The organism is Bradyrhizobium sp. NAS96.2, assembly GCF_001908235.1.
GTDB lineage: Bacteria > Pseudomonadota > Alphaproteobacteria > Rhizobiales > Xanthobacteraceae > Bradyrhizobium.
Genome location: NZ_LGHK01000022.1, coordinates 78,699 through 94,407, shown reverse-complemented (window position 1 = coordinate 94,407; position 15,709 = coordinate 78,699). Strand labels below are relative to the sequence as shown.

11 protein-coding genes are annotated in these 15,709 nt (G+C 56.8%); 9 read left to right on the top strand and 2 right to left on the bottom strand.

What is annotated here, in order from left to right; all coding sequences use genetic code 11:
• Nucleotide 1: 1 nt before the first annotated feature.
• From nodI to AC628_RS05960, 7 genes are all read left to right on the top strand, one after another.
• On the top strand, nucleotides 2-922 hold the full coding sequence (nodI, locus tag AC628_RS05990) for a nodulation factor ABC transporter ATP-binding protein NodI (protein WP_143201458.1): 921 nt from the start codon (nucleotides 2-4) through the stop codon (nucleotides 920-922).
• Nucleotides 923-926: 4 nt separating this feature from the next.
• On the top strand, nucleotides 927-1,715 hold the full coding sequence (locus tag AC628_RS05985) for an ABC transporter permease (protein WP_074125800.1): 789 nt from the start codon (nucleotides 927-929) through the stop codon (nucleotides 1,713-1,715).
• Nucleotides 1,716-1,887: 172 nt separating this feature from the next.
• On the top strand, nucleotides 1,888-3,921 hold the full coding sequence (locus AC628_RS05980) for a carbamoyltransferase family protein (RefSeq protein WP_074125839.1): 2,034 nt from the start codon (nucleotides 1,888-1,890) through the stop codon (nucleotides 3,919-3,921).
• A 211-nt stretch (nucleotides 3,922-4,132) separates the two neighbouring features.
• Nucleotides 4,133-5,152 carry a nodulation protein NodZ gene (locus AC628_RS05975; protein WP_074125799.1) on the top strand — a complete coding sequence of 340 codons (1,020 nt, stop codon included), beginning with the start codon at nucleotides 4,133-4,135 and terminating at the stop codon, nucleotides 5,150-5,152.
• 575 nt (nucleotides 5,153-5,727) lie between these two features.
• A complete protein-coding gene (locus tag AC628_RS05970; RefSeq protein WP_074125838.1) occupies nucleotides 5,728-6,513 on the top strand; it encodes an SDR family NAD(P)-dependent oxidoreductase in 786 nt (261 codons plus the stop codon).
• Between the two features lie 153 nt (nucleotides 6,514-6,666).
• The gene (gene nifA, locus AC628_RS05965; RefSeq protein WP_143201456.1) at nucleotides 6,667-8,451 is read left to right on the top strand and encodes a nif-specific transcriptional activator NifA; all 1,785 of its coding nucleotides are present in this window, start codon (nucleotides 6,667-6,669) and stop codon (nucleotides 8,449-8,451) included.
• Nucleotides 8,452-8,960: 509 nt separating this feature from the next.
• Nucleotides 8,961-9,803 carry an electron transfer flavoprotein subunit beta/FixA family protein gene (locus AC628_RS05960; protein ID WP_074125797.1) on the top strand — a complete coding sequence of 281 codons (843 nt, stop codon included), beginning with the start codon at nucleotides 8,961-8,963 and terminating at the stop codon, nucleotides 9,801-9,803.
• A 165-nt stretch (nucleotides 9,804-9,968) separates the two neighbouring features.
• Here AC628_RS05960 and AC628_RS05955 read toward each other — a convergent pair whose 3' ends face one another.
• Entirely contained in the window at nucleotides 9,969-11,315 is a 1,347-nt protein-coding gene (locus AC628_RS05955) for an MFS transporter (protein ID WP_074125796.1), read from the bottom strand.
• 949 nt (nucleotides 11,316-12,264) lie between these two features.
• Between AC628_RS05955 and AC628_RS05950 the strand changes: the two genes are divergently transcribed.
• Both AC628_RS05950 and AC628_RS05945 read left to right on the top strand, forming a co-directional pair.
• Nucleotides 12,265-13,380 (top strand): GFA family protein, encoded by a 1,116-nt coding sequence (locus tag AC628_RS05950; RefSeq protein WP_245321047.1) that lies wholly within the window; start codon nucleotides 12,265-12,267, stop codon nucleotides 13,378-13,380.
• On the top strand, nucleotides 13,377-14,042 hold the full coding sequence (locus AC628_RS05945; RefSeq protein ID WP_074125795.1) for a 2OG-Fe(II) oxygenase: 666 nt from the start codon (nucleotides 13,377-13,379) through the stop codon (nucleotides 14,040-14,042). The genes AC628_RS05950 and AC628_RS05945 overlap by 4 nt, the downstream gene beginning before the upstream one ends.
• Before the next feature lie 205 nt (nucleotides 14,043-14,247).
• On the opposite strand, the gene AC628_RS43750 is transcribed toward AC628_RS05945, so the two are convergent.
• Complete coding sequence (locus AC628_RS43750) at nucleotides 14,248-15,564, bottom strand: preATP grasp domain-containing protein (RefSeq protein WP_074125794.1); 1,317 nt, start codon at nucleotides 15,562-15,564, stop codon at nucleotides 14,248-14,250.
• Between the last annotated feature and the right edge of the window lie 145 nt (nucleotides 15,565-15,709).

The following is a 15,709-nucleotide window of genomic DNA, read 5'->3' as shown; positions in this document are numbered from 1 at the left end:
AATGAACATGTCCACCCTAGCGATCAACCTTGCTGGCGTAACGAAGGCCTTTGGCGACAAGATCGTTGTCAACGAGCTGTCGTTCTCGGTCGCGCGGGGGGAGTGCTTCGGTCTGCTGGGACCGAACGGCGCGGGCAAGAGCACGATCGCGCGTATGCTGCTCGGGATGGTATCGCCGGACCTGGGCGAGATCACCGTGCTCGGCCAGCACGTACCCGCGCGCGCCTGCCTGGCGCGAGTGAGGATCGGTGTGGTCCCACAGTTCGACAACCTTGAACTCAATTTTACCGTACGCGAGAACCTGCTCGTATTCGGGCGCTACTTTAATAAGAGCGTACGCGAGATCGAAGCGCTCATGCCTTCACTGCTTGAGTTCGCCCGCCTCGAGAATAAGGCGGGGGCGCGCGTTGCGGAGCTATCCGGCGGCATGAAGCGGCGGTTGACGCTGGCCCGTGCGCTGATCAACGATCCGCATCTATTGATAATGGACGAGCCAACAACCGGGTTAGACCCCCACGCTCGGCACCTGATATGGGAGCGCTTGCGTGTGTTGCTGGCGCGCGGCAAGACGATACTCTTGACCACGCATTTCATGGAAGAAGCCGAGCGATTATGCGACCGGCTGTGCGTGCTGGAGCAGGGCCGCAAGATCGCTGAAGGCAAGCCTCAAGAATTGATTGACGCGCATATCGGGTGTGACGTGGTCGAGATCTATGGCGGAAACCCTCATGATTTGTGTACGCAGGTGAGACCCTATGTGCGACACATGGAGGTGAGCGGCGAGACCCTCTTTTGTTACGCGCGAGATCCGGAGCAGGTGCGCGCGCAACTGCGTGGGTACGCGGGTCTACGGCTTCTGCAGCGGCCTCCGAACCTCGAGGACGTGTTCCTTAGAGTGACCGGACGGGAGTTGGAGAATTGAAGCGATGAGTGAAGGCTATTCACCGGTCATGCCTGCCAACGCGTACAATTGGATCGCGGTGTGGCATCGCAACTTCCTGGCATGGCGGAAGGTCGCGCTCGCATCCGTTCTCGGGAACCTCGCCGACCCGATGACCAATCTGTTTGGCCTCGGTTTTGGTCTCGGAATAATTGTAGGGCGAGTCGACGGCACTTCATACATCGCGTTTCTCGCAGCTGGCATGGTCGCAACTAGCGCGATGACCGCCGCGACGTTCGAAACTCTGTATGCGGTTTTCGCCCGCATGGATAGTCAGCGCACTTGGGACGCTATCCTGTCCACGCAGCTAACACTTGGCGACATCGTCTTAGGTGAGTTGGTTTGGGCAGCCAGCAAGGCCGTTCTGGCAGGAACGGCAATTTGGACCGTTGCAGCCATCCTAGGCTATGCGGAGTGGCCATCCATTCTCTACTCGATGCCGGCGATCGCGCTCACTGGCGTCGTTTTCGCAAGCCTGGCCATGGTCGTGATATCTCTCGCGCCTAGCTACGATTATTTCGTATTCTACCAAACGCTTGTCATGACACCGATGGTGTTCTTGTGCGGCGCCGTGGTTCCCTTGGATCAATTGCCAAGCACAGTGCAGCACGTAGCGAGCTTTCTGCCTCTGGCACATTCGGTTGACCTGATCCGCCCTACGATGCTCGGACGGCCAGCGGGCAGCGCCGGCCTGCATATCAGTGCACTTTGCGTCTACGCGGTCCTGCCGTTCTTCCTGTCCACGGCGATTTTGCGCCGGCGCCTGATGCGTTGACGCGAAGCGCGACGGGACGAAGGAGACGAATATGGTGCTGTTGCGAACTCGGCTTGCGGCCAACCCAAATGCGACGAGCTTCGGCTGGGCGCGCGTTTAGCACCTTACGCATAAAGAAAATGATTGTGTGACAGGCCACCGCGGCCTCGCTGTCGGGTAAATGGAGAGAAAAATGCTGTGTCTTGGAATGAGCGGCGGTCTAGACAAGGTCCACGAAAATCCACTCGAACTGCCTCGCACATTTCTCCACGATGGAGCCGCCGTACTGGTCCGCGACGGACGTGTGATAGCAGCGGTCGAGGAAGAGCGACTCAATCGGATCAAGCATTCGAACAAGTTCCCACGCAGTGCTATACAACACTGCCTGGCATCGGCCGGAGTGCAGCTGTGCGACATCGATCGCATCGCATTCTATGCGACCGAGGCCTATTGCAACGCTATGCTTGAGCGTTTGTTCATTTCGCAGCCGGATCTCTCGATTCCGTTGGATGCCAAACTCTTGCTGCAAAAGCTGCTAATGCAGGAGTTCGGCACCGAGGTTGATCCGTCACGCATCTCATTCGTGGATCACCACCTGACCCATTCCGTTAGCGCGTTTGCCATGTCTGGCTTTGAGCAAAGCCTGATCCTCTCGATTGACGGAGGCGGTGACTTTCTATCTGGCCTCGTGGCGGTGGGATCTGGCGCTCATATTGAGCGACTCACAGCCTTCCCGGAGAGTAACTCTCTGGGGCTGTTTTATCTCGAGGCAATTCGATATCTCGGTTACGGGCTATTCGACGAATATAAGGTGATGGGGCTGGCCCCTTACGGTAATCCCGAAGTCTATCGCAAGCTCTTCGAACAGTTCTACGAACTCTTAGACAATGGTGGCTACCGCGTCCATCTGGACCGAATCGGACCGGCGTTACTCCGCAACATCGAGGTTCGGAGAAAGGGAATGCCATTCACGCAGCAGCATCGAGATGTGAGTGCTTCATTGCAGGAGGCTCTGGAGCGGATCGTGTTTCATATCCTAAGGCACTATCGCGAGCTCACTGGGATGAAGCGGTTGTGCCTGGCTGGAGGCGTGGCACACAATTGCACCGTGAACGGTAAGCTACTGTATTCGGGGCTTTTCGAAGATATCTTCGTGCAACCTGCGGCGCACGACGCCGGTTGTGCATTAGGCGCTGCCCTTATGGTGTCCGACGAGCTGGGGCGGCCCGCTCCCCGTGAGCGCCTTGAGGCGGTTTATTGGGGTCCCCACCTCGGCAGCGATAGCGCCGTGGAGCAGGAACTGAATGCATGGGCCAATCACCTCGACATCGAACGCAGTGATGACGTCGCGGGCAGTGCGGCGGAATGGATGGCCAACGGCGCCGTGATTGGCTGGGTTCAGGGTCGTTCAGAGTTCGGGCCACGTGCTCTTGGTAACCGTAGCATTCTTGCCGATCCGCGGCCGGCCGCCAACAAGGACCGAATCAATGCGATGGTCAAGAAGCGTGAGGGCTATCGACCCTTCGCGCCGTCAGTGCTCGAGGAGGATGCGGACGAGTTCTTTGAACTTCCTGATGGCAAGCGCCATTTTCCCTTTATGAACTTCGTCGTTCGCGTCCGCAACGATAAGCGCGGCTTGCTGGGCGCCATCACTCACGTCGACGGCACTGCGCGGCTGCAAACGGTGTCGCAGAGGACAAATTCGGCCTACTGGGATGTCATCAATGCGTTCAAGCGGAAGACCGGCATTCCGGTCTTGCTCAATACTTCATTTAACAATCATGCCGAGCCGATCGTGGATTCGGTTGCGGACGCGATCGCAACCTTTCTGACAACAGACCTGGATGGACTTGTGGTTGGGCCGTTCCTAGTCAAAAAGCGGGCGACAAAGCTTGAGGACTGGACAGCGTTCTCGATTTCGTTGCCGCCTTATGCGTCTCTCTATCAAGTTCGTGCGCATACCTCGCCAGATCACCAGGAGACGGTGTGCGAAATCCGTACTGGTCACTCCAGTCGCAACAGTGTGCCGCTCTCGCATGACTTGTTTGATCTGCTGATGCGGATCAAAGGCGAGGGCGTTATCGGAGACCTCCTTGACGCAGTGACGCTCGATCAGGCGAGGCGAGAAGCTCTCGTGAACGAACTGCGGCGTCTGTGGGAGCAGCGCCGCGTGAACCTGTATCCTTCACACGCCGCGCGCATGCATCCAGGCACCGCTCAAACGTGAGGCGAAGAATACGGCGTTTTCTGCGTCGTCGCACAAGCTTGCTTGAGTTTGATGCAGGCTAACAGGCTGGAGTGCCCTGACAAGTCGGTGCGCCATGCTGTGAAGCGTAGAGCGGAACTGATCTGGATTACGTTCGACGACAATAGCATTGAGAAAAGTCTGGCGTAAATGCGCCGCTATCCAGGCGGTAACCGGGAACGAGGCAAGGCTAATGCGGGTTAGTGGCTCGATGAATCAGCGATTCGTGGTTTCTCGCCGACGTACGGGGTTCGGCGATTGCCTGTGGTCGCTGGCGGCGGCTTGGAGTTATGCGAAGCGAACCAATCGGACGCTCGCTATCGACTGGCGGGGCTCCTGTTATCTCGATCAGCCATTCGTGAACGCCTTTTCGGTGTTCTTTGAACCGATTCACGACATTGCTGGCGTACGGGTCATCTGCGATGATCAGATCAATCAATTCTCGTTCCCCGGCCCATTCTTTCCAGGGTGGTGGAATAAGCCATCGATCGACAGCATCTTCCGTCCAGATGAACAAATTTTCCGAGAGCGTGACGAACTGCGTCAGCTGTTTGAAAGCCAAGCTGATTGCGAGGCCAACACGGTGGTGTGTGACGCCTGCTTGATGTGGGGGTGCGATGAAGATGCCGAACGACAGATCTTTCGGAGCGTCCGGCCTCGGTCTGAAATCCAGAGGCGGATCGACGCCATCTATCGAGATCAGTTTGCGGGACATAGCATAATCGGCGTTCATGTGCGGCACGGCAACGGCGAAGATATCATGGGGCATACTCCATACTGGGCCGATCCGGAATTCGCGCTGCAGCAAGTATGCATGGCCATTCACAAGGCAAAGGAATCTCCGCATCCCAAGCCCGTGAAGGTGCTTTTATGCACGGACAGCGCGCAAGTGCTTGAGCGGCTCACGGCCGCGTTTCCTGATCTCATGACTATCCCAAAGCACTTTCTCACCCAGCAGGCCGGCCCCTTGCACAGTCCGGCGCTCGGGGTCGATGGTGGCGTCTCCGCTCTCATCGAGATGTATCTCCTCGCGCGCTGCGACACCGTGATCCGCTTCCCGCCAACGAGCGCGTTTACGCGTTATGCCCGCCTCTTCGTGCCGCGGATTTTTGAGTTCGATTTGAACGATCCGAGTCGGATAACCGTGATTGAGGAACTATCTGGAGATCTCGAGTTCCGTGAAAGCTTGAATTTGGTCGATCCCTCCCGCTAAAGCAAATGATGAAGGCCTGTACCAGTTGTGGCCCGTCGCGGACGAAGCTCACCTAGCAAGTGGGTCACGTCAGATTCTCCGTCACGTCAACTGATGATCCATTTGAAGAACAGGATGCTGGTTCCCGGTGGAGTTCTCGACTAGAATTTTATTCCGCACATTGTTTAGTAATATGAGGGGTAGCTTAAAGCGAGCGCCGGGATCAGAGGCTGCAGCCATCTGACCAACTCATTCGTTGAGATCGTCCGTGGGCGGTGCGGAGGAATCAAGCAGCACCGCGGCTCGGTTGGTTAATTCTTGAGAATCCGCGACACGCGGTGTCGCAACGCATGTTCACAGTTGAGTGTACACTAGGCCAGGCTCGCCAGATCAAGCGTTGCTGCTGTCGGAAAGCAAACGGGAAGTGTCTGGAATCCGACAGAACGAGACATTTGGCCGCGAAACTGCCAAGCATTCCGCGTCATCGCAGTGGCCCAAATCCTGCAGCGTGCGCGTGGGCGCGACTAGAGGATGGGAGGTGCCCCTTGCTTATCGATCTACCAAACGGCAACACGGTGGCCGGTGCGGGGTCGGCGGTGGACGTAGGCCGTCGGTTTCACGCCGAGACGGCGTGCGTCCAGCACGCAGAACGGAAGACACTGTTTCTGACCGGCGCGTCCCGCGGTATCGGTCACGCCACCGCCAAGCTATTTTCGGAAGCGGGATGGCGCATCATTTCATGTGCTCGTCAACCGTTCGATGGCGGGCGCTGCCCTTGGGAGTCAGGAGCCGACGACCATCTGCAGGTCGACCTCAGTGACCATCGAATACTGCCCCGCGCGATCGCCGAGGTGAAAAAGCGCCTCGCGGGTGCACCGTTGCACGCATTAATCAATAACGCTGGAACTTCACCGAAAACGTCAGATGGCGCCCGGCTGACCTCGTTGACCACATCAATCGAAACGTGGATGAGGGTGTTCCACCTCAATCTCGTGGCGCCGATCCTGCTGGCGCAAGGTTTGTTCGACGAGCTGAAGGCCGCGTCAGGATCGATTGTCAACGTCACCTCGATCGCGGGCTCGCGGGTCCATCCGTTTGCCGGCAGCGCCTATGCGACGTCAAAGGCGGCGCTCGCGAGCCTCACCCGCGAAATGGCACATGATTATGCACCGCACGGCATTCGTGTGAATGCAATCGCGCCCGGAGAGATCAAGACAGACATGTTGTCGTCGGACACGGAAGCGCGTCTTGTGCCAAATATCCCCCTGCGCCGCGTGGGCACACCCGAGGAAGTGGCTAAGGTCATCTTCTTTCTCTGCTCGGATGCGGCAAGCTATGTCACGGGGACCGAAATGCCGATCAATGGTGGGCAACACCTATAGTCGGCGAGACTTGGCAATTTGCAGTTGATTTGAGCTACGTCAATGAAACTCCTGCTTGCCGCCAGATCCGCGTATCCAATTGATCGCCGTGCAGGAAAAGATGCCATCTTTCTATGTCATCTCGTCAAAAATTGACGCTAGATCGACAATGACATGCAACACGAAGCTCGCAAACCCGAACAAGGTGTCATGCTGCATATCCCTTCCGCACGTGAAAAGCTTATCTCACAGTCCGAGGGCGGCCGTGAAGTCTCCATTGAGTCATCACGCGAGAGCGCGCTAACCGGAATTGCCGAAATATCGAAGGTACTGGCGGCGCCAGGCCGGCTCGAAGTTGCGTTGGCGAATGTCGTCAATCTTCTTCAATCGTTTGTGCAAATGCGAAACGGCATTGTCTTGCTCTTCGACGATGATGGAATGCCGGACATGACCGTGGGCGCCGGCTGGAGCGAAGGTAGCGATGAGCGCTACCGAATGAGCCTGCCGAAGAAGGCCATTGACCATATCGTAGCGACCGATAAACCGCTGATTGCGGAGAACGTAACAACGGAGGCGGCTTTCAGTGCTGCGGATGTAAATGCGCTCGGAGCCTGCGACAACATATCAGTGTCGTTCATCGGCGTTCCTATTCGGATTGATGCGAAAGTCGTCGGTACTTTGACTATCGACCGCATCTTCGATGAAAGCTCGAGCGGGCGGCTCGATTACGACGTGCGCTTCCTCGCCATGATCGCGAATCTGGTGGGCCAGGCGGTGAAGCTACATCGCATGTCTGCGGGCGACCACGAGCGGTTGATGACCGAGAGGGATCGGTTGCAGAAGCCAGAGTTCAAGCAACCTCCGCGAGAACGCAAAAAGGTTCATATCGACGGGATCATTGGCGACAGCCCGCCATTGCGAGCGTTGCTGGAGAAGATCGCGGTGATAGCCAAATCGAACAGCACGGTCTTGGTACGAGGCGAGTCCGGTACTGGCAAGGAGCTCGTCGCCAAAGCTATTCACGAGCTCTCGCCGCGTGCCAAGCGACCCTTCGTTAAGCTTAATTGTGCGGCCCTCCCTGAGACCGTCTTGGAATCCGAATTGTTCGGGCATGAGAAGGGAGCCTTTACCAGCGCGTTCAATTCGCGCAAGGGGCGCTTCGAGCTCGCCGACAAAGGGACGTTGTTCCTGGACGAAATCGGCGAGATCTCAGCTTCGTTCCAAGCCAAGTTGCTGCGGGTGCTACAAGAGCAGGAATTCGAACGTGTCGGTAGTAACCAGACAATCAAGGTCGATGTTCGCGTGATTGCCGCGACCAACAAGAACCTTGAAGAGGCTGTGGCAAGAAATGAGTTCCGCGCCGACCTCTATTATCGGGTCAGCGTTGTTCCTTTGCTGCTGCCGCCGTTGCGTGAAAGGCGGAGCGATATTCCGCTTCTCGCCGCCGAGTTTCTCAAAAAATTCAACCGCGAGAACGGCCGTGCACTGACCTTCGATGTGAGTGCTATTGAAGTGCTGATGAAGTGCGGCTTTCCCGGCAATATCCGCGAGCTCGATAATTGCGTCGCGCGTACTGCGACCCTGGCGCCCGGTCCATCGATCGGCAGAAATGACTTCGCATGCTGCCATGGTCAGTGTCTGTCTGCGGTGCTGTGGAAGAGCAGATTGGACGAGATAGCGCACGAGCCGGGACCGAGAGCATCCTTGGCCGCGAGCGTCGCAGCGCCGCCAGCAGAAGCTGCTGCGCCAGCCTCGCCTGTCGGGGGCGATCTCGCTCCGCTGGCGCCTGCGGGCGCAGCCTTGGTAAGTGGCGCGAAGATAACTGATCGTGAGCGGGTCATTGCGGCCATGGAAAGATCCGGGTGGGTACAGGCCAAGGCAGCACGCCTGCTTGGATTAACGCCGCGCCAGATCGGCTACGCGCTGAGGAAATACGGCATCGAGATCAAGCGTTTTTGAACAGGCTATCAGACTCGCGGCCGATCCCAATCGCAACGATCGTGACCATGACAATCGTGTGCAAGATCGGATGCGCCCGGTGTGTGGCGCCGAATTTGGTCATGATCGACGATGCCGTGCTAGTCAGGTGTACAGGAGAGTGCACGAGGTCCACGAGCGATCGACTTGCTCCTCGCCGTGCAAGGCGCCATCCGCTGGAAATTGGGTGAGGATCCAGGGGCCTAGGCGCTGAACCCGCTGCGGCGGGTCGATTCTGCGTCTGGATTGACTCGGGATAGAAGCGCCTTTCGTTAGATTAAGCTCTCCTCGATCAGATTGGCCACGCACCATGTCGTTACAAGACGCTGTCGCAGCAACCATGAATGTCAAGTTTATTTCGTCGGCGAACGCGAGGCGGCAGTACTGGCGTTTCGTTTAAGTCATTGCCTTTGACGTCAAGTATGAGCCTTCGCGCGTTGGTATGACACTTGCTGTTCTCTTCGTCAGGCTAGCAGCTTCTGGAGGAGCATATGCACAGTGTCGTCTGCATCAAGCAGGTCCCTGACTCCGCGCAGATCCGCGTGCACCCGGTGACTAATACGATCATGCGTCAGGGCGTGCCGACTATCATCAATCCGTACGACCTCTTCGCGCTGGAGGCCGCGCTGCAGCTGCGCGATCAGTTTGGCGGCGAAATCACCGTACTTACAATGGGCCCCCCCTCAGCGGAGGATTCCCTACGCAAGGCGCTGACCTTTGGCGCCGATCGTGCCGTTCTGCTCACCGACCGCTGCTTCGCGGGCTCCGACACGCTGGCAACAACTTACGCACTGGCAACTGCCATCCGAAAGATCGCTAAGGAATATGGTATGCCAGACCTCATCTTTACCGGCAAGCAGACGATCGACGGGGACACCGCGCAGGTTGGCCCCGGCATCGCTAAACGGCTTGGCGTGCTGCAGTTGACCTATGTCGCCAAGGTCAAAGCCCTGGATCTTACCGCGCGTACTATTGAAGCGGAGCGGCGCTCCGAGGGCGGTGTCCAGGTCCTGCACACCAGATTGCCGTGTCTCATCACTATGCTGGAGGCGACCAACCAAATTCGCCGCGGTGCCATGCCCGATGCATTGCGTGCCGCTCGCGTGCCAATCGTGAAATGGAGCGCGCAAGATGCTGGTGTCGAAGACCTCTCCAGGTGCGGTCTCAAGGGCTCCCCGACCGTCGTCAAGCGGGTGTTTGCCCCCTCTGCGCGCGCTGAGAAGGCGGCGCTGGTGGAGGCCGGCGAGCAGCCGGCGCAAGCGTTGATCGATGCCATCTTCAAGCATCAACCAAAGCTTGAAACTGACCTTGCGACACTGGCACGAGATGCCTGATCTCGAGGACGTTGGCGACGATCAAATGCTATTAGAGCACACGGCTCGCCCGCTGAGGGGACACCACTGCCAGGAATGAGAGGGCCTGATCGAAACCAAGAGGTCGATAGCAATGGTCGGGGCCGGATTGCGCCGGAAACCAGGAAAGCGTCGACCATGGCGATGCTAGCGTGGTGTGGCGTGTACGCTTAAAGCCCTGCCCGGCCGTTCAGACCGGGATGGTTTCGCAACTTTCGATGGCTTAGCGGTCCCTGGATAGACGGTAAGTGCTGCGATGATGCCGAGCAGGGCTGCAAACATCAGCCAAAAGCCGGGCGAAGCCTTGTCATCCGTTCGGTCGATTAACCAAGTCGAGGCGAGTGGCGTAAACGTGCCAAACAATGCGGCCGCGAGTGCGAAAGCCAGAGAGAAGCAGGTAGTGCGCACATGCGACGGCACAATCTCAACAAGAGCGCCCAGCATAGTGCCGCTATAGATGCCAAAATAGAACGAGAACATCATTGCTACTGCCAACATCTTGCCGAAAGTGGGTGCGCTCACCAACCAGTGCAAGGCCGGGTAGGTGGTCACCAACGCAAGGCCGGCAATGGTTAGCAAAACCGGCTTGCGGCCGATTCGATCGGAGACGGCGCCGCCAATTGGATTCCAGATGAAGTTGCTGACAGCAACCAAAAGCGTCACCAAGAGAGCGTCCTGGCTGGATAGCTTCAAGACGTTCCTGCCGAATGTGGGCGTGTAGACTGTAACGAAATAAAACGTTGTCGTAGTCAAGATCGCGATCATCATGCCGAGAATGATGACGCGCCAATTGGTGAGCGCCGAGGCAAAGACCTCGCGGGCCGTAGGATGCTTCTTCATGGTCAGAAATTCTGGCGTTTCCTCCAGCGTCCGGCGCAGGAAGAAGATAAGGGGAATAATGAGGCAACCCATAAAGAACGGGATGCGCCAGCCCCAGGCAGCTACTGTTTCCGCCGACATCGATTCGTTCAGCGCGTAGCCGACGATCGCCGCGACAAAGATCGCAACCTGCTGGCTGGAAGACTGGAACGAGGTGTAGAAACCACGCTTGCCCGGAGCTGCAATTTCCGACAGGTAGACCGAGACGCCGCCAACTTCGACGCCAGCTGAAAAGCCCTGCAGCAGCCGTCCGACTAGCACGATAATGGGGGCGGCAATGCCGATCGTCGCGTAACTGGGACAAAAGGCGATGATCACAGTGCCGATTGCCATGATTGAGAGCGTGACAATCAGACCTTTCCGGCGGCCGATCTTGTCAATATAGGCTCCGAGCACGATCGCGCCGACCGGACGCATCAAGGCGCCCAGCCAGAACACGCCGAAGGTGTTGAGCAGCGAAGCCGTTTCGCTCTCGGACGGGAAGAATGCCTTCCCAATGGCGCTGGCGTAAAAGCCAAACAGAAAAAAGTCGAACTGCTCCAGAAAATTGCCGCTGGTCGCACGCAAGATTGCGCCGATGCGCGATTTCACCATGGGTCCCTGAACGATGGACATGTGTGGCACTGCGAGTTCCTCCCCGTTTGAAATGGCCGGTTGCGGAAATCTTCACGCCAGCCCAACTGCGACTTAGGCCGGAATCTCTCATTATAGACACTACGACCGACCCGAAAGCGCCCGATCTTTTCGGCATATTTTCGGCGACTGCCGCGCGGGTGCACAGATTTTTTAAAGGTTGTTGCATGCTTTTGCGAGGAACCGGCCGCGGACCGGGCGGAGCATAAGCCGATCTTCAGGATAGGCCGATCCGCCATCAGACCAATCTTCATGGCTAAGCCAGCCACGAAGGAGAATTGCCAACAGTTGTTGCGATCGTTGTTGGTTTCTAGCCATTGGACAATCCTGTCAGCTTCAAAACACCTGGCGTATCGGTCGGCCGCAAGTTCTCGGCGTAGGCTTAAGGAACAAGGACAACGCTGGCACGGCGGTTGCTAGGCGGTTGCTAAGTGAATGCAGCCACGCCGAGGGGGGATGAGTGTACGCAGACTCGCAAGATGAGCGATGCTCTCCTTTCCTTGGATCCGTGCCCCAACACGCGCAACTGTTTTCAAGTCCGTTGATGGAAAAGCAACATGTCGTCACTCAGACACTCCGCGACAAGCGGCATCGGAAGTCGACTATCTCGCAGATTACACCAGCGGTGCTGGCTACCTGATCTGGAGCAAGCAGCAGTCTAAAGGAAGGTCGAACATACAAGACGGAAATGGAAACCACGCCTTGCAGACATTCAGCGCTGCACGGGCTGTTGGGAAAACGTCAGCACATGTCAGTTCGCTACTATTAGCTCCTTTCGTCCAACGAACGTTCTCCCAGCATAGCCGGTGTCTAAATGACGTCTTCCCATGTTTCTCGTTTTAAACTGCATAAGGGTTCAGAGAGACCGGTCGACCAGTACTTGGGTGACCGAGCCCGGGCTGTGTTCGGCCCGCATCCGTTCGCTGCGGGGATGTCCAAAGATGAGCTAGTCGGGCTATTACCTGAATATTTCGCGATGTCACAAGCGTTCCCGTACTTGCAAGCGGGGTCGCAAAAAGAGCTCATATTCGACGCAATGCAACAAAATCGAGACCTTCCGCGGGACGTCGAGATGACCAGCGTGGTCGCGAATTTCATCTGCTGGGATGAGACGGGAGGCCATAGTCGGATTCTTGAAGGCGGCAACGCTGCGCTACCGGATATTCTGGACACAGAAAACTTTCACTCAAAGCTGTTTAGAAGAGATGCGTCGCGGCTACTTGGTCGAGCAATACAGCCAAACTACAGCACCACAACCAAAAGGTACCTGCGCGCGCTGTATCATGGTTTGGCGTCGAGGGACCCCATAGCGCGTTGCGCTCATATGGTCGCGTTCGAGCTACATGCTGCGGAAATGATCCAGTCGCTCTGGACCACCATAGTCAATGCCTTTGATGTGCGGCCCGAGGATCTCGATTATTTCCGGATCCATGTGGGGGGCTACGATCCCGCAGAGAAATATCATGCAGAGATGACGAGCAGGCTCGTTAGCGAACTGGTCTCCGCCGGCGACAATGATCGTTTCTTGGATGTATTCGATCGTGCGTATAGCGTCAGCTTGGAGTGGTGCCGCAATCTGATCCGAATTCGTCAACTTGACGGAGATAGTCGTCCGCAGGTCCTACACCGTGGCCGCTGTCATTGTGGATGTGTCAAGTTTCACGTCCGAGCGCCAGAAAAGATCTCCGCGGTGAAGTGCAATTGTTCAATCTGCCGAATGTCCGGATTCTTGCACATGCTCGTTCCTGGCGACAACCTGAGCATCGAGTGCGGTGAAGAATTCCTCACTACGTACCGGTTTAACAAGAATATCGCCCAGCACACATTTTGTCGGGTTTGTGGTGTAAAGCCATTTTATCGGCCGCGATCAAATCCTTCAGGATTCAGCGTAAATGTTCAATGCCTAGATAGAACGACCATTGAAAGTGTAAGCGTAGAGGTTTTCGACGGCGAAGATTGGGAGCAGGCGATCTGCGGGATGCCAGGAGCATTAGGGAGCTCCCTGAAGTATGAGGTTTCGAATGAACCTGAAAGGACTCCACAATGAGTGATAGATCTGGTCTGCTTTCAGAAGAGGTCCTCGCCAAATACCGCGTAGAGCTGAGAGATAAAGGGACCGTCCTGGTTGCCCCAGGGACGCTGTTCACCCAAAATGACTTGGCGGAGATCGATCGGCTGCAGTTAGACATTCCAGAAGCGGAGGTTCGGAAGGGAGATGCTGGCGATTCCCACAGGGTCTTTGTAAAACGACTGCGCGAAGATCGCCCCGGCCGTTGTCCTAGTAACGTGAATGGTACAGCTTCGGCGCAGATCATCGAATTGCTCGAAAGGAATGACCGGGTCTTCGCGCTTAGAAACATCTTCGGAGCGTCGTCAGATTACATCATTCGCCGATGCCAAATGCATCGCATGCCGCCTGGGTCTTTTGTTGGCGTCCATTTGGATGCTGAGAGCGACCCTGACTTCGAGTATTCGGTGATCGTTCAGCTCGCCGAAGGTTTCGAGGGCGGTGAATTCGTGGTATATCCAACAGAGCGCGACGCCCAAGTATTTCGTCCCCTGTTGGGGACCGTAGTTATCACCACATGCAGGTTCCGCCATGAAGTAAAGCCGGTGCACGCCGGGGAGCGCCGGTCACTGGTCTATTTTTGTTCGAAGCGCGGTGGTGCGAACCGCCGCATCATCAAGAACTCCGCCCATGACGGTTGAGCTTGGCGGCCGGCGCGCCGCAGCTATGCATAGCTTGATCGTACCGTGTCTAGAATACATGGCGTAGATCCGCAAGCTTGGCTGGCCTCTCCGCATCACTGCTCACCCAGCAGTCGCAAGCACCAGATTTCAAGCGCGCTGGTTGGGCATGGGGGAGGCCCGCTCAAGTGAATTGAAGGGCTGGAACAGCGCGCAATGATTCCGATCAGGTCATCCTCAACAGCCGATGCTCCAAATCGCGGCACGCCAGCCTGCCTCGCGCGATCACGATACACTCTACCGTGCCTGCCTCTTGGTCTGCGGCAAGCGGAATCACCCCTTCCTTCCATGTGCTGTCGAATAGACATCCATCATTGGCGAAATGATCGACGGCTGTTTGGAGGGAGTTCGATCGAACGTTTCGCACAGACGAAATTACGTAGGAATCGGAATAATCGGGGCCAAGCAGTCGGGCAGCAATGCTATGTAACACCGAGCCTCCGCCCCATCGGCCGTTTGCTTCATTAAACAGCAACCGCCCGTCGGTTGTGAAGATGGCGTCGATGTTGATCATTCCGCGATATCCCAAGGTTCGCGCAAGCTCTACAAATCGATTGGCATGCGCCCGAGCGGTCGAGCATTGCTCAATGCTCAGATCGCTTGGAAGCTCGAGTCCAGTCCACACAAGAGCCCTTTCGGATCTATCTTTGCTTTGACGCAGACGTATGCTCCCACTATTGACGTACGCAATTGAGCCGTTTGCCTCGATTTCGAACTCAAGGTAAAATATAGAGCGAGCCAAGTGATACGATTCGACGACCGCTGTCCTGCATGACGGAGTTGTCATCTCTGTCCAAATTGCGTTCGGATCAAACGACGGCCAAAGGACTTGCCGGGTTTCTCTTGCCCCCGGTAATGGGTCGCTTTCCTTGCCGGTTAGTATGACATTTCCAAGCCCGCCGGCCCCATTATCTAGCTTTACAATCACGCTGCCGGTCTCACACCTCAGCAAGGTGACCGCTCTGAAGAGCTCGTCTGGGCTTGTTATTGCGCAACCACTGGGTACCGGAAGTGCGGCGCTCGCTGCCAATTGACGGAAGTGGCTCTTGCGATTCAATAGATCAGGCCCCCGCTGCAGAGTGAAGTTGTCCCCGTTTTGAAGTATGCCGAGCGCTGCGGCCAAGCGCGCAACGCCTTCGGAAGGGTAACAAGCAGATATTCTCCAAGGAGTGGTCCGACGAATGTGGCGGTTGATTCGTTCGACGATGGTGTCGGACTGCAGGTTGGAATCGCTAAGGATCGACGCTTCGTCCGCGCTTTCGGGCGCAAGAACCGACAGGGTCGAAGCATCGAAGTTGAGCGTCGCGCCAACCAAGGATAGCAGTTCCGTTGGGATAGCTACGGGAGAGACTATTAGGTCGTCCTCTTGTGCAAACCAAACGGAGCGCAAAGCCGACTTGGCGGCAAGCGAAAGCTGAATTTTCGTCAGGTCCGTGCCCGACATTTGTGCGGTACCGGCATTCATAATCAGGATCCGTGGCATCAACAATCTCCGGAGCGTTTGGCGCTAATGGACACAGCCCAATGCTCCGCCACGAGAAGCTCGCAGCAGCGCCTTCGCGTAAAGGAGTTGGCAAGTGCTTGAACCCTTGAGACGCAAGCTCACCTTGCGGTTGGCAATGGAAGTC

Bases quoted from the DNA above. Each gene is read 5' to 3' on its own strand.
- nodI (WP_143201458.1), top strand. From the start codon at position 2: ATGAACATGTCCACCCTAGCGATCAACCTTGCTGGCGTAACGAAGGCC.
- AC628_RS05985 (WP_074125800.1), top strand. From the start codon at position 927: ATGAGTGAAGGCTATTCACCGGTCATGCCTGCCAACGCGTACAATTGG.
- AC628_RS05980 (WP_074125839.1), top strand. From the start codon at position 1,888: ATGCTGTGTCTTGGAATGAGCGGCGGTCTAGACAAGGTCCACGAAAAT.
- AC628_RS05975 (WP_074125799.1), top strand. From the start codon at position 4,133: ATGCGGGTTAGTGGCTCGATGAATCAGCGATTCGTGGTTTCTCGCCGA.
- nifA (WP_143201456.1), top strand. From the start codon at position 6,667: ATGCAACACGAAGCTCGCAAACCCGAACAAGGTGTCATGCTGCATATC.
- AC628_RS05960 (WP_074125797.1), top strand. From the start codon at position 8,961: ATGCACAGTGTCGTCTGCATCAAGCAGGTCCCTGACTCCGCGCAGATC.
- AC628_RS05955 (WP_074125796.1), bottom strand. From the start codon at position 11,315: ATGTCCATCGTTCAGGGACCCATGGTGAAATCGCGCATCGGCGCAATC.
- AC628_RS05950 (WP_245321047.1), top strand. From the start codon at position 12,265: ATGTCCAAAGATGAGCTAGTCGGGCTATTACCTGAATATTTCGCGATG.
- AC628_RS05945 (WP_074125795.1), top strand. From the start codon at position 13,377: ATGAGTGATAGATCTGGTCTGCTTTCAGAAGAGGTCCTCGCCAAATAC.
- AC628_RS43750 (WP_074125794.1), bottom strand. From the start codon at position 15,564: ATGCCACGGATCCTGATTATGAATGCCGGTACCGCACAAATGTCGGGC.